The following is a 19593-nucleotide window of genomic DNA, read 5'->3' as shown; positions in this document are numbered from 1 at the left end:
CACCACTGGAATCTGGTTTTTGACGAAATGTTGTGGTTATTACTACATTTGGCCTTGAGTCCTGCCTTTAAAAAAGGTATTTGTAGCCTAACTTGATAAAAGAACAAACATTATGCCTCTGATAACGGTTGAACCGTGCACCTTTGCCTTGTTTGGCGCCGTGGGCGACTTGGCGTTGCGCAAGCTGTTTCCTGCTCTGTATCAACTGGACCAAGCCGGACTGCTGCACGCGGACACGCGCATTTTGGCGCTGGCCCGTGAACCTGGCGACGAACAGCACCATTTGGCGAACATCGACAGTCACCTGCGCCGCTTCGTGCCGGCAGCAGAATTGAACGAAGAAGTGGTCAGCCGTTTTCAGGCGCGTTTGAGCTACCTGCACGTCGACTTTCTCAAGGCTGACGATTATGTCGCACTGGCCGAACGGGTGGGCAACGCCGAGACGATGATCGCTTATTTCGCCACGCCGGCTTCGGTCTATGGCGCGATCTGCGAGAACCTAGCCTCGGTGAACTTGACTGGGCGCACCCGTGCGGTGCTTGAAAAACCGATCGGTCACGACCTGGCTTCTTCGCGTCGGGTCAACGACGCGGTGGCGCAGTATTTCCCGGAAAACCGCGTCTACCGGATCGACCATTACCTAGGCAAAGAAACGGTTCAGAACCTCATTGCCCTGCGGTTCGCCAACAGCTTGTTCGAAACCCAGTGGAACCAGAATCACATTTCCCACGTGGAAATTACGGTGGCGGAGCAGGTCGGGATTGAAGGCCGTTGGGGCTATTTCGATCAGGCCGGGCAGCTGCGCGACATGATCCAGAACCATTTGCTGCAACTGCTTTGCCTGATTGCCATGGACCCGCCAAGCGACCTGTCTGCCGACAGTATTCGTGACGAGAAGGTCAAAGTGCTCAAGGCCTTGGTACCGTTCACCGCAGAACGCCTCGCAACTCAAGTCGTACGCGGTCAGTACATCGCCGGTTACAGCGAAGGCAAATCGGTACCGGGTTACCTCGAAGAAGAGAACTCCAATACCCAGAGCGACACAGAAACCTTTGTTGCCCTGCGCGCTGATATTCGTAACTGGCGCTGGTCCGGCGTGCCGTTTTACTTGCGTACTGGTAAACGCATGCCGCAAAAATTGTCACAGATCGTGATCCATTTCAAAGAACCGCCGCACTATATTTTTGCCCCTGAACAACGGATGCAGATCAGTAACAAATTGATCATTCGCTTGCAGCCTGATGAAGGCATTTCCTTGCAGGTCATGACCAAAGATCAGGGTTTGGACAAGGGCATGCAGTTACGCAGCGGTCCTTTGAAACTGGATTTTTCCGACACCTATCGCAGCGCGCGGACCCCCGATGCCTACGAACGGTTATTGCTGGAAATCATGCGAGGCAACCAGAACCTGTTTGTCCGTAAAGATGAAATTGAGTCCGCATGGCAATGGTGTGACCAACTGATCGCAGGCTGGAAAAAGGCGGGCGATGCGCCCAAGCCATACGCCGCCGGATCCTGGGGGCCAATGAGCTCCATTGCCTTGATTACTCGCGATGGGAGGGCATGGTATGGCGATATATGAACTTGGACTGCCAGTGGGCCTTGTTGCCCACGAGTTCACAAAGCCGGCGCAATTGGCTAATGAATTGGCCGCTGCGGTGGCTGAGCAGTTAATCAATGCAATTGCGGCCAATGGCGTAGCCACCTTGGTGGTGTCAGGAGGGCGCAGCCCGGTGGCGTTCTTTCAGAGCCTGGCCGCGCACGTGCTGGACTGGTCGAAAGTGGTAATCAGCCTTGCGGATGAACGCTGGGTACCGGTGGAACACCCGGACAGTAACGCCGGCTTGCTCAAGCGCTATTTATTGCAAGGTCCGGTCGCCAAGGCGCGCTTTGTCGGCTTGTACAGCGCCGCAGCGAATCTGGAAGAGGCAGCGCAGGCCGCTGACCTAGCGCTGGCAGAACTGCCAGCAATTGATGTGCTGGTGTTAGGCATGGGCGATGACGGCCATACCGCGTCGCTGTTCCCGAACAGCCCGAACTTGCGTGACGCACTAAACCTTGATGGTCAGCGCCGTTGCTTGCCAATGCTGGCGCCGACGGTACCGCATCAGCGATTGACCCTGACTCGCCAATTGTTGGCGTCGGCCCGTCTGCCGATTCTGTCTATTTCCGGGCAGGCCAAACTGGACACGTTGCGCACGGCGTTGGCGGGCGATGACCTCGCTCAAATGCCGATCCGTGCCTTCCTCAACTCCTCGTTAGAGATTTACTGGTGCCCATAAGCAAAGGATCCGCCGCCATGAAGCCAATCGAAAGCAACCTGCCGCTCAATAGCATGGCGAACAAGATTGCCCAAATCGACGAACTCTGCGCTAAAGCGAAGATTTTGCCGGTAATTACTATCGCTCGCGAACAAGACATTCTGCCGTTGGCGGATGCCTTGGCCGCTGGCGGTTTGACCACGCTGGAAGTGACTCTGCGTTCAGCGTTTGGCCTGACCGCGATTCGCGTTTTGCGTGAGCAGCGACCGGAATTGTGTGTCGGTGCCGGCACCATTTTGGACCGTAAGATGCTGGCAGACGCAGAGGCTGCCGGTGCGCAATTTATTGTAACTCCCGGCTGCACTCATGATTTGCTGTTGGCAGGCACCGAATCTGAGCTGCCCCTGTTGCCTGGCATCAGCAGCGCGTCAGAAATCATGGTCGGCTATGCCTTGGGCTACCGCCGCTTCAAACTGTTCCCGGCGGAGATCAGTGGTGGCGTTGCAGCCATCAAAGCCCTCGGTGGCCCGTTTGTCGACGTACGCTTTTGCCCGACTGGCGGCGTTAGCCCAGCCAACCTGCAAAGCTACATGGCCTTGCCTAACGTGATGTGCGTTGGCGGATCGTGGATGCTCGACAACGCCTGGATCAAAAACGGTGATTGGGCCCGTGTTCAAGCGGCCAGTGCCGAGGCGTTAGCGTTGTTCGGTTAATTATTCATTACGGGTGGTTGTTGTACGGTTTTTCACGGGGTGCCTTGGTCGGGTTCCCCGTGTTTTTTTTGGCCGCACGAACCTGCTTTATAGCCTGGTCATTCAGGGCGAAAGGGTCGTTTACTGTTGCGCAGCGGGTCCAGTAATGCGCCCAAGCCGTTGTGATCAATTTCATGCATCAGGGCCAACAATGCGCCCAACTCGCCATTGGGAAATCCTTCCCGAGCGAACCAGTTCAAATACTGTCCCGGCAGATCAGCGATAAGTCGGCCTTTGTATTTGCCGTAGGGCATTTCTCGGGTAACCAGTAACTCTAGTTTTTCAGGGTTCATGTGTGCGCCCATTTAGTTGGATGTGCTCTGGGCCGAACACGCGGTGATGTCGCGTACGATACGTGCATTCTGCATGCAGGCCAAACGACAGTTCTTGCAGAAAGAGCGATTTTCGTGATCTTTTTAATTCATAACCTATTGAAATTAAACAATTATTATTTGAAATAAAAGCTGGCACGGTCGCTGCTCTCTCTATTGTCATCATCCACCAAAGAGGAATTGGAAATGACCGACATCAATAAAGAAGCCGTTTCAGTGCTTAACGATCTGATCGAAACCAGCAAAGACGGTGAGAAAGGTTTTCATACCAGCGCCGAGGACATTAAGAATCCGACCGTGAAGGGCTTTTTTATCACCCGTTCGCAGGAATGCGCCGCAGCAGTTCGTAAACTTCAGGCTGAAGTTCGCACACTCGGTGGTGATCCAGATGACAGCTCTAGCGTAGGTGCATCACTGCACCGTGCGTGGGTTGACTTGAAATCTGCCGTTACCGGTAAAAGCGATGAGGCCATTCTCAATGAAGTAGAGCGCGGTGAAGACCATGCGCTCAAAGCCTATAAAGAGGCTCTGGAAAAAGCCACTTCGAAGAACTTGCCTTCCAGCGTTGTCGCGCTCATTCAAGAACAACTGATGGGCACACAACGCAATCACGACCAGGTAAAAGCCCTGCGTGATCAGGCTCGTGCTCGCAGCTAATCAGCGTGCAGTGATACAAAAACGCCAGTCAGTCTGGCGTTTTTTTAGGGCGGTGAATCGCCGAGTTGGGCGGTTAGCGAAACAGGGAAAATAGGGGCGATTCCGCATTCAACGCGGTTGCGTCCTTTACGTTTCGCCTGGTAAAGCGCCTTGTCCGCGATGCTGGTCAGGCTTGCGAGGGTGTCATCGGGCTGATTGAGCTGGGAAGCGATGCCGATGCTGACGGTGATGGGTTGCTCGTCATTGGCGAACCGTGGTAGTGCTTCGATGGTGGCACGGATTGACTCGGCAATGATTCGCGCGCCAGCGAGCGGCGTCTCCGCCAATACCACGCAAAACTCTTCGCCCCCATACCGTGCGGCAAGGTCACCAGGGCGCCGAATGCTGCTCAGTATCGCTGCGGCCACGTTGCGCAAAGCTTCGTCGCCGCCGTGGTGGCCGTGACGGTCATTGAACGCCTTGAAGTGGTCAACGTCGATCATCAACAACGACATGGGTTGGCCTGAACGCAGGCCCCGCGACCATTCCGCTTTTAGCACTTGGTCCAGCCGCCGGCGGTTGGCCAGACCGGTCAAACTGTCAGTGGCCGCCAATTGTGCTAATTCATGTTCGGCGTTTTGGCGTAAGCGTAATTCCCGGCACAGCAAGAAGGTCAGCCAGAAGATGCCAATGCACAAGATGCCGGTAGCGCCGCCCACCAGCCAGGTGTTGCGCAGCCAGATGGCATAGACCTCGTTGATCGATTGCCCGACGACCACGATAAGAGGCAAGTCCCCGACTTTGGCAAAGGTATACAGGCGCTCTTGGCTGTCGATGCTGGAGACACTAATGAACGTGCCGGTGCCTTCTTGGATAAAACGCTTGAAGTTGGGCCGCTGACCGAAGTTCTCACCGACCAAATTTGTGCTGTCTGTTTCGGGTTGCCGTGCCAGGAGAAAACCGCTGGTATTGATCAGACTGACGCTACTGTCCCGGCCGACGTCCAAGCTTTTGAAAAGCTCTTTGAAATACACCAAGCGCATTGCTCCCGACGCAACGCCCATGAACTCGCCGGTGGGAGAAGACATTCGACGGCTGAAGCTGATGCACCAATCGCGATAGCCCGTGTGTAGTTTAAATGGGTCGCTGATCAGCAGGCCAAGGTCAGGATTGTCCCGATGCGCCTGAAAGTGAGCCCGGTCGGCGAGGTTCACGGTTCTGGGTATGATCGACAGCGAGTCGGCCAGGGTGTCCCCGTTTTTGTCGAGCAGTAACAATTCACCTTTATACGGCGCCGCCGTAGAGCGGTCGAACAACACCAGTTGGCGCATGGCCGCCGTGAGATTACGCACCTCAGGCCGTTGCCACGCGGAAATCATGCCCAGCAACGATGTGTCATAAAGCTCTGCGTTGCGTTGTACATCCGCGTCGATCAACTGAACGATGTTAGACGCCGAGCGGGCAGCGAAATCCCTCGCGCTGGCACGTTCGCGGATGAGCAATGACGTGACAATGGCCACGATAGCGATGACCGCCAGCGTGCTACCGAAAATCAAAATATTTTCCGGCCTGGACCTATTGCCTGAGCTTGCATAGTGAGGAAACGTTGAGTTCATTTTTGAGGTCTGAGTGAATAAACAACAGCAGATTTCATAACTTATTGATTTAAAAGAAATAGATAAAATCGATTAAGTGTTTTGAATAAACGTAAATGTTTTTTATACACAGTGCGTTTCGCGGGGTTGAATCAGAGTTCTTTTTTACAATTATTGCAAGTCGGACATGTCTTTAAAGAGTGTGCGATTGCATGTCGGCTGGCGAAAAAGACGCCTCGAAAGGGCGTAAAGGCGGGACATTCGTTAAACGTTACGCAAAAAAAAGCCACTGGTGACAGTGGCCATAAAAACAGTCGATCAAGAGTGAAGTCCAATCGACTGTCGAGGGAAATGGTTTAACCAGTGATCAGCTCTTTCGCGTCGTGTCGGAATTATCACGTTCCACCGACTTTTCCTGTGTCTGCTCTTTGCTTGGGATCTTCGCGGTCATTTCGGCTTGGGACTTCTCGATCGACGCGTGGCGGGCAGCGTTTTGCGCGGCGAACGACTGAGACTCTTCGGCAGATGCCTATGCGGACAACAGAAATGAGGACAAAACGAAAATGCTGGCGATACCCATACCGGATGACATTTTTAAAACCTTCTTGCTGGCAAGTGCTAAATAAGTGCGACGAAAATATAGGGCGGGGGGCATTTGAAAAAGAGACATGTGCTCAATGAACTGTTGCGGGAACGGTAATAAAACAGTGTTTTAAAAAAATATGTACATCGCCAGAACCGTGGGACTGAATTTATTCGGGAAGGCTTCGGTCCTGACACGCTGCAATTTCAAACAACACACAGTGCCAACCAGTTTGCTGCGCGACAGCGCTGCGTTGGAGACGCTGGGGCGTCTCCTATAGCTCCGGGAACGGCAGGTTGATGCCGAAGGTGTTGATGCCTTCTTGGCTGCTTACAAAGACAGTACCGCCGTGCATCAGTGCGATGGCTTTGACGATGGCCAGACCCAGGCCATGGTTTGCGCCGCTGTTGCTGCGGGAGGCGTCGACGCGGTAGAAGCGCTCGAACAACATCGGCAGGTGTTCGCTGGCAATTTCGGCACCAGGGTTCGCGACGCCGATGCTAACGTGGTCACCTTCAGTCTGGATGTCGACCCGGATCACTTGGCCCGCAGCCGTGTGCTGCACGGCGTTGTGCAGCAGGTTGATCAGTGCCCGTCGCAGGTGGGCTTTTTCAATCCGAACGCTGGCATCGCCAACCACTTCGACGCGTACGTGCGCGTCCTCGAGGATGAAGTCCAAATAATCCAGAGTGGTGGCGACTTCTTCGGCCATTGAGGTGCAGGTCAGTGCGGTGGCTTTGCTGCCTTGGTCGGCGCTGGCGAGAAAGAGCATGTCGTTGATGATCGAACGTAATCGTTCAAGTTCTTCAAGGTTCGATTGCAGCACCTCGAAGTAATGTTCTGCCGAGCGCCCGCGCGTCAACGCCACCTGTGTCTGGCCAATCAGATTGGTTAAAGGGGAGCGCAGCTCATGGGCCACATCGGCATTGAACGATTCGAGCCTCGAATAAGCCTGCTCGACGCGCTCTAGCGTGGAATTGAAAGAGCTGACGAATTGATCCAGTTCGGGCGGCAATGGCGATAACTGTAAGCGCCCCGATAACCGGGGGGGTGCCAGTTTTTGCGCTTCCAGCGACAGGCTGACCAAGGGTTTCAAGCCGATCCGCGCCGCCCAATACCCCAACACCGACGCGAAGACAATGCCGATGGCCGCGAGGCTGATCAGCGCGAGCAATAACGCGTGTTGGGTATGCCAAAACGTATCGGTATCAATGCCGATCAAAAAGCGCAGAGGCGGACGTTCATCCTTCGCCGGAAATTGGCTCACCAACACTTTGAACGGGTATTCATGATCAGCCAGGGTCATGTCGCGCATGCCCAGCGGGCCTTTTGCAAAATCGCGAATCGCCTCGGTGGGGTTACCAAATTCATAGGCCGGGTTGTCACTGGTTACCCAAAACCGAATGCGCTTGTCGTCTTCGCTGAGCAGCTTGAGTTTGGCGCTGATCTTCGCCCAATGCTCTGGCGTGCCGAAGCGTGTAAGCGTTGATTGCAACACGCTATAACGCGCGTCCACTTCCGCGGCGGGTAATTGGCCGAGACCTTTGTTGACTTGCAGGTACAAGGCCCAGCCAATCAGCAAGAACACCAACAAGGCGACTAGCGCAAACATGCTACTCAGGCGTAGGGCGATGGAGTTAGTCGCCACTGCGGCTCTCCAAGACGTAGCCCATGCCGCGAATGGTGTGCAGCAGTTTTTCCTCGTACGGCCCATCCAGCTTGGCCCGCAGGCGTTTGATCGCAACCTCGACGACGTTGGCGTCGCTGTCGAAATTAATGTCCCAGACCATCTCGGCAATCGAGGTCTTCGAAAGAATCTGGCCTTGGCGACGCGCCAACACACTGAGCAGTGAAAATTCCTTGGCGGTCAAGTCCAGGCGCAATCCGCGGCGACTGGCTTTGCGGCTTATCAAGTCCACCCACAGGTCGGCAATGCTGATCTGGACGGGTTCGTGCCCGCCACTGCGCCGGGTCAGGGCTTGCAGGCGTGCAACCAGTTCGAGAAAGGAGAACGGCTTGCCCAGGTAATCGTCGGCGCCTTCACGCAAGCCGCGAATGCGGTCGTCAACGTTTTCCCGTGCAGTGAGCATGATCACCGGCGTTTGCTTGCGGGCACGCAACGCGCGCAACACGCCGAAACCATCCAGGCCGGGGAGCATGACGTCGAGGATAATCACCGCGTAGTCACTCTCCAAGCCCAGGTGCAGGCCTTCGATACCCTCGCGGGCCAGGTCCACGGTGTAGCCTTGTTCGGTCAGGCCGCGATGCAGGTAATCAGCGGTCTTTTCTTCGTCTTCAATGATCAGCACGCGCATGGGCGACACTCACTTGTCTATGGCCAGAACCGGCGCTGGCCCAGCCGCAGGTTTTGGCTCGCGCCGGTGAAACAGCCGTTCAAGCTGCAGATAAATCACGGGTGTGGTGAATAGCGTTAGTACCTGACTGACCAGCAAACCCCCAACCACCGCGATACCCAACGGTTGGCGCAGCTCCGCGCCGACCCCGTAGCCGAGCATTAGCGGTAAGGCGCCGAGCAAGGCCGCCAAGGTGGTCATGATGATCGGTCGAAAACGCGTCAGACAGGCTTCAAAGATGGCGTCTTCAGGGTTTAGCCCACGATTGCGTTGTGCATCGAGAGCAAAGTCGACCAGCAGGATACCGTTTTTCTTGACGATACCGATCAATAGCACGATGCCGATCAAGGCCATGATTGAGAAATCCTGACCCATCAACCACAGCAGCAACAGTGCGCCGATACCTGCGGATGGCAGCGTGGAGATGATCGTCAGCGGATGGACAAAGCTTTCGTATAGCACGCCTAGGATGATGTACACCGCAACCAGCGCCGCCAATACCAGCCAGGGTTGGTTGGCCAATGAACTCTGAAACGCCTGCGCCGCGCCTTGGAAGGCGCCGATGATGGCGTCTGGCATGCCGATGTCGGCTTTGGCCTGATTGAGCATTAGCACCGCATCGCCCAACGCCACGCCTGGTGCGAGGTTAAAGGACAGGTTGGCGGCCGGGAACATGCCGTCATGGCTGATCGACAGCGGTCCCACGCTCGGTGGATCGACCTTGGCCAACGCTGACAGTGGGACCATTTCGCCGCTGAGGGGCGAGCGCAGGTAGAAATAATTCAGGCTCTCGGCTTTGCCGCGTTGCTCGGCAGCGAGTTCGAGAATCACTTTGTATTGGTTGATGTCGGTCTGGAATTCATTAATCTGCCGCTGCCCGAACGCATCGTATAACGCCTGATCGACGTCGCTGGTGGTCAGGCCAAAGCGGGCTGCGGCGGTGCGATCAATGCTGATATGGGTAATGCTGCCACCCAGTTGCAAGTCGTTGGACAGGTCACGAAACGCCGGGCTTTCGCGCAGTTTTTCGGTTAGGCGTTGGGTCCAGGTGTTGAGGAGTTGGCCATCATTGCTCTTGAGCACGTACTGGTATTGAGCGCGACTCGGCCCCGAACTGAGGTTGATGTCTTGGCCCGCCCGCAAGTACAAAACGATGCCCGGCACTTTGGCCAGTTTCGGTCGCAAACGGTCGATGAACTCGCTGACGGAAACGTCGCGATCACTGCGGTTTTTCAGCGCAATCCAGAAGCGCCCGTTGGCGATGGTCTGGTTACTGCCGGTGACGCCCACCGAATGCGAGAACGCTTGAACGGCGGGGTCTTCGCCGACGATTTTCGCCAACGCCAAGTGTTTTTCGACCATGTCCGGGTAGGAAATATCGGCAGCGGCCTCGCTGGTGCCCAGCACGAACGCCGTATCCTGCACCGGGAAGAAGCCCTTGGGAATGAACACATAACCGACGATGGCGAGCACCAAGGTGATGCCGAAAATGCTCAGCATTGCCCGTTGGTGAGCCAGCGCCTTGCGTAAGCCACGCTCATACAGCGCTACTAAACGCTCGCCGAAACCGGGTTTGGCGTGAGGGTCGTGTTTAGGCGCACGCATGAACAACGCTGCGAGGGTCGGCGCCAGCGTCAGGGACACCACCACTGAAATCAAAATGGTCGCAGTGGCCGTCAGCGCAAATTCCTTGAACAGCCGCCCGACCACGCCGCCCATGAACAGCAGGGGGATGAACGCTGCGACCAGCGAGAAGCTGATGGAGACCACGGTGAAACCAATTTCGCCTGACCCTTTGATCGCGGCTTCGCGCATGCCGTCGCCCGCTTCGAGGTGACGGTGGATGTTTTCCACCACCACAATCGCATCATCGACCACAAACCCCACGGCCACCACGATCGCCACCAGCGTCAAGTTGTTCAGGCTGAAACCGGCGACGTACATCATCGCGAAACTGGAAATCAGCGATACGCCTAATACGGCGCTGACGATCAGCGTTGCGGACAATTGGCGCAGGAACAAGGCCATGACCGCGACCACCAACAGGATGGCGATCAACAGGGTGATTTCGACCTCATGCAGCGAGGCGCGAATGGTTTTGGTTCGGTCCACCAGAATCGAAACGTCCACCGAGGCCGGTAGCATTTCTTGCAGGCGCGGCAATTCGCGTTGGATGCGGTCTACGGTGTCGACAATGTTCGCGCCGGGCTGACGGAAGACCACGATATTCACGCCCTGTTGATCGCCGGTCCAGGCTTTGACGTAGGCGTTTTCCGAACCGTTGATTACCCGGGCGACGTCCTTCAGGTGTACGGGGGCGCCGTTTTTATAGGAAATGATCAGCGGTTCGTAGTCTTGGGCCTGGAACAGCTGATCGTTGGACGAAATGGTCGATACATTGTTTTTGCCGTAGAGCGCGCCTTTGGCCAGGTTCAAGCTGGTCTGTTGCAGCGCCACGCGAATGTCGGCAAGGGTCAAACCGAGGGCCGCCAACTTCTCCGGTGCGGCCTGCACTCGAATCGCCGGACGTTGCTGACCGGTAATGTTGACCAATCCTACGCCGTCAATCTGGCTGAGTTGGCGAGCGAGCAGCGATTCGGTGATATCACTGAGCTGGTTACCGGGCATCAGGTTGGAGCTGACGCTCAGAATCAGCACCGGGCTGTCTGCCGGGTTTACTTTGCGCCACGTGGGCAAGCTTGGCAGGTCGGCGGGCAGCCTGCCTGCCGCGGTGTTGATTGCTGCTTGAACTTCTTGCGCGGCGGTGTCGATGCTTTTATTGAGGCTGAATTGCAGTGTCAAGTTGGTGGAACCCAGCGCGCTGCTGGACGTCATCTGGATGATGCCGGGGACGGCGCTGAACTGGACTTCCAGCGGTGTAGCAACCGAAGACGCCATGGTTTCCGGGCTGGCGCCGGGCAAGGAGGCGGTGACCTGAATCGTCGGGAACTCAGCTTCCGGCAGCGGCGCTATCGGTAAGCGCGGAAAGGCGATCAGACCGAGCAGCACCATGGCGAATGTCAGCAGCAAGGTTGCGACCGGATGATCGACGCACCATGCAGAAGGTGAGCCTTTACCTTTCATCGTGCGTTCTCCAGCGCGGCGTCTTGGCTGGCCGGTTGATTGCCGAGAATATCAACGCGCGACCCTGGTTTTAGTCGCGACTGGCCGTCGCTGACCAGTACATCACCCGCGTTCGGGCCTTTGATCAGGGTCAGGTTGCTGTCCTGATACAGCACTTCAACCGGCACCACTTCGACTTTTCCGCCGTTCACCCGGTAGGCGAAATGGTTGTCGATGCCGCGCTGGACCACCTGGGGCGGAACCTTAAGCGCGTCACGGTCTACAGCGGTTTGAATCCTGATCGTCACCAACTGGCCCGGCCAGAGCTTTTCGTCTGGATTGCTGAATTCGGCCTTGGCGCGAATGGTGCCGGTATTGGCCGCGACCTGATTGTCGATCAAGGTCAACGTGCCTTGGCCTAACAACGTGCCGTTATCGCCGTCGCCGATATAGGCGTTAACCACCGCTGGGGTCGTGGCGTGAACAAGACCCTGCAAGGTCGGCAGCATTTGCTGCGGTAAAGAAAACTCGACGGACACCGGGTCAATTTGCGTCACAGAGAACAAACCGTCGGTGTCACTTACCCGCAGGAAATTACCTTCATCGACGGTACGAATACCGACGCGCCCGGTCACCGGTGAGTGAATCTGGGTGTAGGACAGTTGAACTTGGGAGGCACTGATCGATGCTTTATTGCCCAGTGACGTGGCTTCAAGCTGATGCACCAGCGCCTGTTGCTGGTCGAAAGTCTGCTTGGAAATGCTGTTGTCGGTGGTCAGCAAGCTATAGCGTTTCAAGTTGAGTTGCGCCACGTCTAATTGCGCCTGGCTTTGTGCCAGTTCGGCCTGGGCTTGGGCCAGCGTGGCGCGTATCGAGCGGTCATCAATGGTTGCCAACAGATCACCGGCTTTGACTTGCTGTCCTTCCTTGACCAGCAGCTTGGTCAGGATGCCGTCTACCTGCGGACGGACGATAACACTGTGCAACGACAACACTGATCCGATGCCGCTGACATAACGCGGCACGTCTTCTTTGACCACGCTGATGACCCGTACCGGGATAGCAGAGGGTGCTGAGACCTTGGCGGCAGCCGGGCGAATGAAAAACCAGCCAATCAGCGCGATGAGCGCGATGACGATGAGGGCGGCGAATACGGTTCGGGTCGGTTTACGCATGCTGGATTGTCGCCGGGGCAGGTCAAGAAGAAGGGGGCTCGAAAGGTGGGTCGAGCATCCAGGAGTCAGCTCTTTCGTTATAGCCCTCCCATAGGGTCAGCAAACTGACGGCTAACTGACAGAATTGTCAGCAAACGCTGAGGGATCTTGGAAAAACTCAAGGCACGACTGTTTCTGCCGATAAAAATAATAGAGATCCGAAGTTGCGAATATTGTTTTTTAATGTAAATGATTGAACGCGTGTTGAAAGGTTGCTGAAAGAAAAGATAGGAAAGTTCCTACATGAAGCTTTCCTTTCTTAGAGTGAAACGCTTCAGGCGGAGCAGTGCGATGAGCAAAAAAACAGTGGGTTTTATCCTGTTTTCTATAGTGATTCTGGCTTTCAGCGCCGAAGTTGTCGCCAATGGTGACGGTATTAAATTCAAAGGCCAGGTTGTCAGATCATCGTGCGAGGTCCGGCGGTTGGTTGACATGAAATCCTTGAGGCAGACACAGCTGATTCGGGTTTCACCCCCTGTCATCGTGGGCCTGGACCGCTATCGCAATGCTTGCAGCGGCGATGACGCGGCCTTCAATGTGTCATTCGGCGGCGCCGCTAAAAATGACACATCCGCCGTCGGAGTTGTCATCGTGACCTATCAATAGTCAGTAACTCACCCTAAAAATGGTTTCAGCTTCATACACTCTCTAAGTTACCTATTCGTAATTCCTACCTTTGCCAAGGTTTTACATGTTGTGTCCGCGCTGTAAGCCCCGGTTTTTTGGGTGTTTAATCATTAATCTGAATTTGCCTACGGAAAAGGCCTGCATCCACTGTTGCCAAGTCGTTATCAATAAGATGGTTATTCTGACAGCGGCCTTTGGATCGGATCGTTATAGTTCAGCTCGTCCAGTGATGGGCAAACATGAACACACACAAGGAATGTTATTCTTATGAAAAAACTCTCTCTCGCATTAGCTGTACTGGGCGCTGTTGGTTTGGGTGCAATGAGCACTGCAAACGCTGCAAATAACGGGAAATTGGTGTTCAACGGCACGCTGACGAACATTTCCTGCGCAGTCGGCCCGGGCGCTGGCGTTGGCGCGGGTCCTAATGGGGACATCAACGTTGATCTGGGCAACGTATCGTTCTCTGATATTGGCGCTGCAAGCGATACCAAGCTGGAAACCGCTACGCCAGTTCAGTTACTGGTCAACTGCAGTGCGGGCGTTGAGCAATACAGCACGGTAAAAATGCGCTTCGTTGCCCGCTCCGGCAGCGGTTTGGATAACAACGACTCCAAACTGTTGCGCACTACGGGCGCTGCGGATGGCGTGGGTATTGGCCTGCTGAACGCTCAGAACCAGATCATGGACTTGAGCGGTACCGAAACCATCGACAAGCCATTGATCAAGGATGGTGCTGGAGGCGCAACGGCTGAGCTGAATTTCGGTGCGGTCTACGTGCTTAACGGCACGCCGACCAATCCAGGTAACGCGGACGGCTTCATGCCTTTCGTACTGGACTACGAGTAACAGCATTGACGGGGTGAGTTTTCTCACTCCGTCACACTTCGTTTTCAGGCGACTGCCATCATGGTTTACACCCCGATTCGATACGCCTGCTTATTGCTGGCGCTCATAACGGCCGCCGGCGTTCAAGCGGGCATTGTGCTCAACACCACCCGCATCATTTATCCCGCACAGGACAAAGAAGTCAGTTTCGGCGTACACAACAGCGGCGGCGGGGAAATCCTTTTGCAATCCTGGCTTGAAGCCACTGCCGAAGAGACGGGTAATTTGCCGTTCGTCATCACCCCTGCCTTAACTCGCATGCCGGGCGACGGTAAGCAACTGTTGCGGATCATGTATGCCGGTTCAGACATGCCTCAGGATCGCGAGTCGGTGTTCTGGCTCAATGTTCAAGAGATCCCGCAGACCGCCGCGGCCAACGCTTTGCAGATCGCTATTCGTCAGCGCATCAAAGTGTTTTTCCGCCCTCAGGGATTAAGGGATGTACCTGCCGAGGCACCGCAAACGCTGCGATGGCAGCTTTTACGCAATGACGTGCTGCGGGTGAGTAATCCAGGTTCATACCACGTGTCCATGGTCCGAATTGAGGCCCATGACGGCGCCACTCAGGTGATGAACAAGGAGAGTCATATGCTGGCTCCGAAACATTCGCTGGACATTACGCTGAGCAAACCGTCAGGGGACCGACCGGTGTCCGTCAGCTTCATCAGCATCAATGACTTCGGTGGGCAGGTGCAATATCGCGCCACCTTAAACGGGCGTGAAATCGCCAGTGCCGTCGTGCTCCAAAAAAACGATCGCGCTCCCCAATAGCGATTAAAAACCTCTTCATATACCGAGCAATCCGAGTTGCGACCTGTGCGCATCCTCGGCGGGTTGCGCCTGTGCGAAAGGACTCTGCAGCGCGACTGTACTCCAAGGATTGAGTGATAACTGCACATGGAACGGTACCCGCTTAACAGCAAACGATTTTTCGCAAGCCATTTTTCAGAGCGTGCATCGAGCAAGCTGAGTGCGCTCAGTGTCGGCGTCGCCATGGCGTCGATGACTGCGCTGACCGCAACAGCCGATCAAGCCAGCACCTCTTCGCCGAGCGCTCCCGTCACCTTTAATACTGCTTTTATTCAGGGCACCAACGAGCCGGCGGACCTCGAAGAGTTTTTACGTGGGAACAGCGTGTTGCCCGGCACCTACAGTATCGACGTCTACGTCAATCGCACCTTGGCCGGGCGTCGTGACATCCGTTTTGTGCAAAGCCCGACATCGAAGAAGGTGGAGCCTTGCCTGACGCTGGACATGCTCCAGAGTTTTGGTCTCGACATTGAGCGCTTGCAGCAGGCTTCTGACTCAGTAAGCGACGGACTACCAACGGCGTGTTTTGATTTACCAACACACCTGCAGTTCGCACGCGTCGAATACCAACCCAATAGCCTGCGCTTGTCCATCAGCGTGCCCCAGGCCGCGATGGCGCGTAGCGCTCGGGGTTACGTGGAACCAGAACTGTGGGACGAGGGCGATACCGCCGCGTTTATCAATTACAACTTCAGTGCGGTGCGCCGGCACAATCAGCAAGAGCAGACTGACCAATATTATTTGGGGCTGCGCAACGGTTTTAACCTCGGCGCGTGGCGCCTGCGCAATGAATCCTCGCTGACCTATGGCGGCAATCAGCCTTATCGGTTCGCTAGCAATCGTACCTACGCCCAGCGTGACCTGACGGCGCTCAGGAGCCAGCTCACCCTCGGTGAGGTCTATTCAAATTCATTGATTTTCGACAGTGTGCGGTTTAGAGGCGCGGCGATTGATTCGGATGACGGCATGCTGCCCGACAGTGAGCGGGTGTATGCGCCAACGATTCGGGGTATTGCCGAAACCAATGCCACGGTGGAAGTCCGTCAAAACGGTTATTTGTTGTACAGCAGCACCGTCTCCCCCGGTCCGTTCGAAATCAGTGACATTTACCCCAGCGGTTCCAATGGCGACCTTTTGGTCACCGTCGTCGAAGCGAATGGGAGTACGCGTTCATTCACTCAGACGTTTGCGTCGTTACCGATCATGATTCCGCAGGGGGCCCTGCGCTACAGTTTCGCCCTTGGGCAATACGACAGCAATAGCGACTACCAGGCAACACCCGCGTTCACCACTGGCACGCTGGTTTATGGAGTGTCCGAGCGGCTAACCGGTTTTGGGGGTGTGCAATGGGCGCAGGATTATCAGGCGGGCAACCTTGGCGCCGGTATCAACTCGCCAGTGGGGGCTTTTTCGGCGGACCTCACGCAGTCCATCAGTGAGATCCGCGCGCAATCCCGAAAAGGGCAAAGCGTTCGCCTGCGTTACGCCAACACCCTGGATATGACCCGCACCACCTTTGCCGTCGCAGGCTACCGTTATTCCACGGACCAATTTCGCACGCTGGAAGACCACGTTGATGAACAGGCCGAGCGTATTGGTCAAACCGTGGTCGGTCGGGCAAAAGACCGGCTGGAAGTCAACATCAGTCAATCGTTGCCCGCGCAGTCAGGCTCGTTGAGCCTCACCGCCAGCGATCAGCGCTATTGGAACTTGCCAGGTAAAACCCGTCAGCTTTTTTTGTCGTACAACGCCGCGTGGAAAACCATCAGTTACAGTCTGTCGGTCGAGCGTAATCAGCAGATGAATGCGGATGGGCAAGCGAACACTGACCATCGCCTCTCTGTGGGCGTGACAGTGCCGTTGGGGTCAAGCTCAACATCGTCGAGGGCTTCGTTCAATCTGGTTCGCGACAGCGGCGGCGATTACAACGCCCAAGCGGGGCTCAATGGCCAAATGTTGGAAGACCGAAATAGCTTCTACTCGGTCCAGGCCGGACACGACCGTAGCGCTGGCTCGTTTGGCTCGGGAAAACTCACGACCACGAAGCCGTATGGCCGTTTCGAAGCAGGGTATAGCCAAGGCCGTGATTACGATGCAATGAGCCTCGGGGCTTCCGGTTCATTGGTGGGCCACAGCGGCGGGATTAACTTCGGGCAACCCTTGGGTGAAACCTTCGCGCTGGTGCAAGTGCCACAGGTCAAAGGCGCGAAGCTGACCAACTACAACAACGTTGAAACGTCGGCCAATGGTTATGCCGTGCTGCCTTATGCCCAGCCCTATCGCACGAATTGGGTTGCACTGGATACGCGGCGTTTGGGCGCCGACATCGATGTCGAAGACGCCATCGTTCAGGTGGTGCCCAGGCGCGGCGCGGTGAGTGTGGTGCATTTCAACGCGTCCATAGGGCGCCGGGTGCAATTCGAACTGGTGCGTGCCGATGGCAGCAAAGTGCCGCTGGGCGCCACGGTTGAAGATGAACAAGGCAAGCCGTTGGCGGTGGTCGATCCCACCAGTCGCGCACTGGTTTTGAGCGATCAGGACGCGGGCGTGCTGCGGGTCAAGTGGTCCGATCAAAGCTGCCAAGTACCTTACCGCTTGCCGCCTAAAGACCCGGCCCGGGCCTATGAACGACTAAAGGTCACCTGCCAATGATTCGATCAAGTTGGTTGTGGATGGGCCTGTTGCTCACCGTCAGTGCTGCACAGGCCGCTGTGTCGTTGAGCGGAACGCGATTGATCTTCGACGGTGCATTTCGCGAAGTCAGCATTGAGGTGGTTAATCGTAGCAATCATGAGGTGCTGCTCCAGGCGTGGCTCAGCGACGCAGAAGATCTCGACGCCGATCAGTCTCACAACTTGCCTTTTGCGCTGACGCCGCATTTGTCTCAACTGTCGGCCAACGGCAAGCAGGCATTGCGTCTTCTGTATGAAGGCGTCGGCAGGCCCCAGACGCGCGAGTCTCTGCTGCATTTGTACGTGATGGAAATTCCCCGGCGGGTGGAGGGTGAGAACCAGCTAAGCATTGCGATTCGCCAACGCATCAACGTGTTTTATCGACCGCAGGGTTTGTCTGGCGACCCGGCACAAACTGCCGAGGCGTTGCTGTGGAGTCTGATGCGTGACGAGGACGGTGCGAGTTTTCTGCGGGTCAGTAATCCCACGGCTTACCACGTCTCGTTACAACACCTGCAACTCGACGGCACGGCGGGGAAACAGCTCGTCAGCGATTATCAATTGCTGCCACCGGGGATGACCCACAACTTGCCACTGGGTGCTGTCGCGCCCGGCAATCCAGGGTGGCATCACTTGTCCTTCACGGCACTCACCGACTATGGCGGTCAGCGTTATTACAGCGCTGAGGTTGAAGGGCGTTCGCCGTTCAACGCTCGTTTGCGGCCGGCCGCCGCTTCTCTCAAGGATGTTCAACCATGACCTACACCCGACGGATCCGCTCCCTATTGGCGTTATTACTGTTCATTCCGGCGACCTGTTTCGCGTTGGTGTGCAAAGACAAGGGAACGGGGGCTTCCGTGATCCAGGCTGATCTCGGCAGCACGGTCGCTATCCCTGCGTCGGCTCCAGAGGGCACGATTGTCTGGCGCTCGGAGCAGTTCAACGTTCAGGTCGAGTGCTACAAAGATGGTTTGCAGGCTCAGCAGGAAGAGGTTTTCATTTACCTCAACCCGGACAACCGGCTGATCGGGCAGGGTATCCGGGCTGGACTGACCCTCAATGGTGTCGACTATCTCCAAAACAGTGGCCGGTTCAGCACTGGCCAAAGCCTGCCGGTGTGCAGCGAAGGGGATGCGAACATTGGCGCATGTCCGCGTATCAGCTTCAATTTGGCCTTATCGGTATTCATCGAAAAATTCGGTCCGACGCCGCCTTCGGGCGTGGCCAGCCAATTGTTGGACTACCGCTTGCTGCAATTGGACAGCGCGGCGGGGCTGAACCCGTTGCCCGGTTATAACCTCAGTTACGTCATCAACAACCTGAACGGCCTGCGGTTTATCGCCTGTGATGCCCAACTGCAGGTCATTCCGGAGACCGTCGAGTTTGGCGCGATAGGTATTCAGCAGGTGGCGGTGGGCCGGGTGATTGATCGGCGGCCGTTTTCGTTGGTGACCAACCGCACCTGTGACACGCCTTTCAGCCTCGGCGCGCAGTTCAAACCGGTCTCGGGCATCGTGTCGGGGGATTTTCTGGTGCCAGTGGCCAACGACGGTGTTGGCATCCGCATCGTCAATGCCAGCAATGGGGCCACGCTGCCGTATAACCAGCCGTTCCATCTGGCCGATCTGCTGGGAAATGACGCGTCCGCCAAAGCTGATTTCGATGCTGAATTAGTCTGGCAAACCCCCAACCCCAAAGCAGGTGCGTTTGAGGCCGAAGTCATCATCGACTTGTTTTACAAATAGAAGGCGATGGGAGGTTGGAGGCGGTGGCGGCGGGCCGGCTGGGATTCAGGTATGCTGCGCG

Annotated in this window: 16 protein-coding genes; 10 read left to right on the top strand and 6 right to left on the bottom strand. The window is 56.1% G+C overall.

Annotation, left to right across the window (positions count from 1 at the left end; translation table 11 throughout):
* The first annotated feature begins 112 nt into the window (after positions 1–112).
* Genes zwf through RHM65_RS00475 form a run of 3 tightly spaced genes read left to right on the top strand, consistent with a single transcriptional unit; the run spans position 113 to position 2974 of the window.
* The gene (zwf, locus tag RHM65_RS00485; RefSeq protein WP_322167896.1) at positions 113–1582 is read left to right on the top strand and encodes a glucose-6-phosphate dehydrogenase; all 1470 of its coding nucleotides are present in this window, start codon (positions 113–115) and stop codon (positions 1580–1582) included.
* Positions 1569–2282, top strand: a complete 714-nt coding sequence (gene pgl / locus RHM65_RS00480) for a 6-phosphogluconolactonase (RefSeq protein WP_322167897.1) — start codon at positions 1569–1571, stop codon at positions 2280–2282. The genes zwf and pgl overlap by 14 nt, the downstream gene beginning before the upstream one ends.
* 17 nt (positions 2283–2299) lie before the next feature.
* Complete coding sequence (locus tag RHM65_RS00475; protein WP_322167898.1) at positions 2300–2974, top strand: bifunctional 4-hydroxy-2-oxoglutarate aldolase/2-dehydro-3-deoxy-phosphogluconate aldolase; 675 nt, start codon at positions 2300–2302, stop codon at positions 2972–2974.
* A gap of 98 nt (positions 2975–3072) precedes the next feature.
* Here the strand turns inward: RHM65_RS00475 and RHM65_RS00470 are convergent, their stop codons facing one another.
* A complete protein-coding gene (locus tag RHM65_RS00470) occupies positions 3073–3306 on the bottom strand; it encodes a DUF3820 family protein (protein WP_322167899.1) in 234 nt (77 codons plus the stop codon).
* Between the two features lie 225 nt (positions 3307–3531).
* Between RHM65_RS00470 and RHM65_RS00465 the strand changes: the two genes are divergently transcribed.
* Positions 3532–4002 (top strand): PA2169 family four-helix-bundle protein, encoded by a 471-nt coding sequence (locus tag RHM65_RS00465; RefSeq protein WP_322167900.1) that lies wholly within the window; start codon positions 3532–3534, stop codon positions 4000–4002.
* Positions 4003–4046: 44 nt separating this feature from the next.
* Here RHM65_RS00465 and RHM65_RS00460 read toward each other — a convergent pair whose 3' ends face one another.
* The 5 genes from RHM65_RS00460 to RHM65_RS00435 form a co-directional block, all read right to left on the bottom strand.
* Positions 4047–5597: a sensor domain-containing diguanylate cyclase gene (locus RHM65_RS00460; protein WP_322167901.1), complete on the bottom strand. Its 1551-nt coding sequence runs from the start codon at positions 5595–5597 to the stop codon at positions 4047–4049.
* An 836-nt stretch (positions 5598–6433) separates the two neighbouring features.
* Positions 6434–7807: a heavy metal sensor histidine kinase gene (locus RHM65_RS00450; protein WP_322167902.1), complete on the bottom strand. Its 1374-nt coding sequence runs from the start codon at positions 7805–7807 to the stop codon at positions 6434–6436.
* Complete coding sequence (locus tag RHM65_RS00445; protein WP_322167903.1) at positions 7797–8474, bottom strand: heavy metal response regulator transcription factor; 678 nt, start codon at positions 8472–8474, stop codon at positions 7797–7799. Before RHM65_RS00445 ends, RHM65_RS00450 begins: the two co-directional genes overlap by 11 nt.
* 9 nt (positions 8475–8483) lie before the next feature.
* Positions 8484–11597, bottom strand: a complete 3114-nt coding sequence (locus RHM65_RS00440) for a multidrug efflux RND transporter permease subunit (protein WP_322167904.1) — start codon at positions 11595–11597, stop codon at positions 8484–8486.
* Positions 11594–12751, bottom strand: a complete 1158-nt coding sequence (locus RHM65_RS00435) for an efflux RND transporter periplasmic adaptor subunit (protein ID WP_322167905.1) — start codon at positions 12749–12751, stop codon at positions 11594–11596. The genes RHM65_RS00440 and RHM65_RS00435 overlap by 4 nt, the downstream gene beginning before the upstream one ends.
* Before the next feature lie 282 nt (positions 12752–13033).
* Between RHM65_RS00435 and RHM65_RS00430 the strand changes: the two genes are divergently transcribed.
* From RHM65_RS00430 to RHM65_RS00405, 6 genes are all read left to right on the top strand, one after another.
* A complete protein-coding gene (locus tag RHM65_RS00430) occupies positions 13034–13396 on the top strand; it encodes a hypothetical protein (RefSeq protein ID WP_322167906.1) in 363 nt (120 codons plus the stop codon).
* A 288-nt stretch (positions 13397–13684) separates the two neighbouring features.
* On the top strand, positions 13685–14266 hold the full coding sequence (locus tag RHM65_RS00425) for a fimbrial protein (RefSeq protein ID WP_322167907.1): 582 nt from the start codon (positions 13685–13687) through the stop codon (positions 14264–14266).
* A gap of 60 nt (positions 14267–14326) precedes the next feature.
* Positions 14327–15076 (top strand): molecular chaperone, encoded by a 750-nt coding sequence (locus tag RHM65_RS00420; protein ID WP_322167908.1) that lies wholly within the window; start codon positions 14327–14329, stop codon positions 15074–15076.
* Between the two features lie 231 nt (positions 15077–15307).
* The gene (locus tag RHM65_RS00415) at positions 15308–17767 is read left to right on the top strand and encodes a fimbria/pilus outer membrane usher protein (RefSeq protein ID WP_416194784.1); all 2460 of its coding nucleotides are present in this window, start codon (positions 15308–15310) and stop codon (positions 17765–17767) included.
* Complete coding sequence (locus tag RHM65_RS00410; RefSeq protein WP_322167909.1) at positions 17764–18546, top strand: molecular chaperone; 783 nt, start codon at positions 17764–17766, stop codon at positions 18544–18546. Before RHM65_RS00415 ends, RHM65_RS00410 begins: the two co-directional genes overlap by 4 nt.
* The gene (locus RHM65_RS00405; RefSeq protein ID WP_322167910.1) at positions 18543–19532 is read left to right on the top strand and encodes a fimbrial protein; all 990 of its coding nucleotides are present in this window, start codon (positions 18543–18545) and stop codon (positions 19530–19532) included. The genes RHM65_RS00410 and RHM65_RS00405 overlap by 4 nt, the downstream gene beginning before the upstream one ends.
* The last annotated feature ends 61 nt before the right edge of the window (positions 19533–19593 follow it).

This window comes from Pseudomonas sp. CCI4.2, assembly GCF_034350045.1.
Classification (GTDB): domain Bacteria; phylum Pseudomonadota; class Gammaproteobacteria; order Pseudomonadales; family Pseudomonadaceae; genus Aquipseudomonas.
The sequence above is the reverse complement of the archived record's forward strand: the minus strand, read 5'-3'. Positions and strand labels throughout refer to the sequence as shown.

Coding starts and splice junctions, on each gene's coding strand:
- zwf (WP_322167896.1), top strand. CDS start 113: ATGCCTCTGATAACGGTTGAACCGTGCACCTTTGCCTTGTTTGGCGCC.
- RHM65_RS00405 (WP_322167910.1), top strand. CDS start 18,543: ATGACCTACACCCGACGGATCCGCTCCCTATTGGCGTTATTACTGTTC.
- RHM65_RS00460 (WP_322167901.1), bottom strand. CDS start 5,597: ATGAACTCAACGTTTCCTCACTATGCAAGCTCAGGCAATAGGTCCAGG.
- RHM65_RS00415 (WP_416194784.1), top strand. CDS start 15,308: ATGACTGCGCTGACCGCAACAGCCGATCAAGCCAGCACCTCTTCGCCG.
- RHM65_RS00475 (WP_322167898.1), top strand. CDS start 2,300: ATGAAGCCAATCGAAAGCAACCTGCCGCTCAATAGCATGGCGAACAAG.
- RHM65_RS00430 (WP_322167906.1), top strand. CDS start 13,034: ATGAAGCTTTCCTTTCTTAGAGTGAAACGCTTCAGGCGGAGCAGTGCG.
- RHM65_RS00425 (WP_322167907.1), top strand. CDS start 13,685: ATGAAAAAACTCTCTCTCGCATTAGCTGTACTGGGCGCTGTTGGTTTG.
- RHM65_RS00445 (WP_322167903.1), bottom strand. CDS start 8,474: ATGCGCGTGCTGATCATTGAAGACGAAGAAAAGACCGCTGATTACCTG.
- RHM65_RS00435 (WP_322167905.1), bottom strand. CDS start 12,751: ATGCGTAAACCGACCCGAACCGTATTCGCCGCCCTCATCGTCATCGCG.
- RHM65_RS00470 (WP_322167899.1), bottom strand. CDS start 3,306: ATGAACCCTGAAAAACTAGAGTTACTGGTTACCCGAGAAATGCCCTAC.
- RHM65_RS00465 (WP_322167900.1), top strand. CDS start 3,532: ATGACCGACATCAATAAAGAAGCCGTTTCAGTGCTTAACGATCTGATC.
- RHM65_RS00420 (WP_322167908.1), top strand. CDS start 14,327: ATGGTTTACACCCCGATTCGATACGCCTGCTTATTGCTGGCGCTCATA.
- RHM65_RS00410 (WP_322167909.1), top strand. CDS start 17,764: ATGATTCGATCAAGTTGGTTGTGGATGGGCCTGTTGCTCACCGTCAGT.
- RHM65_RS00440 (WP_322167904.1), bottom strand. CDS start 11,597: ATGAAAGGTAAAGGCTCACCTTCTGCATGGTGCGTCGATCATCCGGTC.
- pgl (WP_322167897.1), top strand. CDS start 1,569: ATGGCGATATATGAACTTGGACTGCCAGTGGGCCTTGTTGCCCACGAG.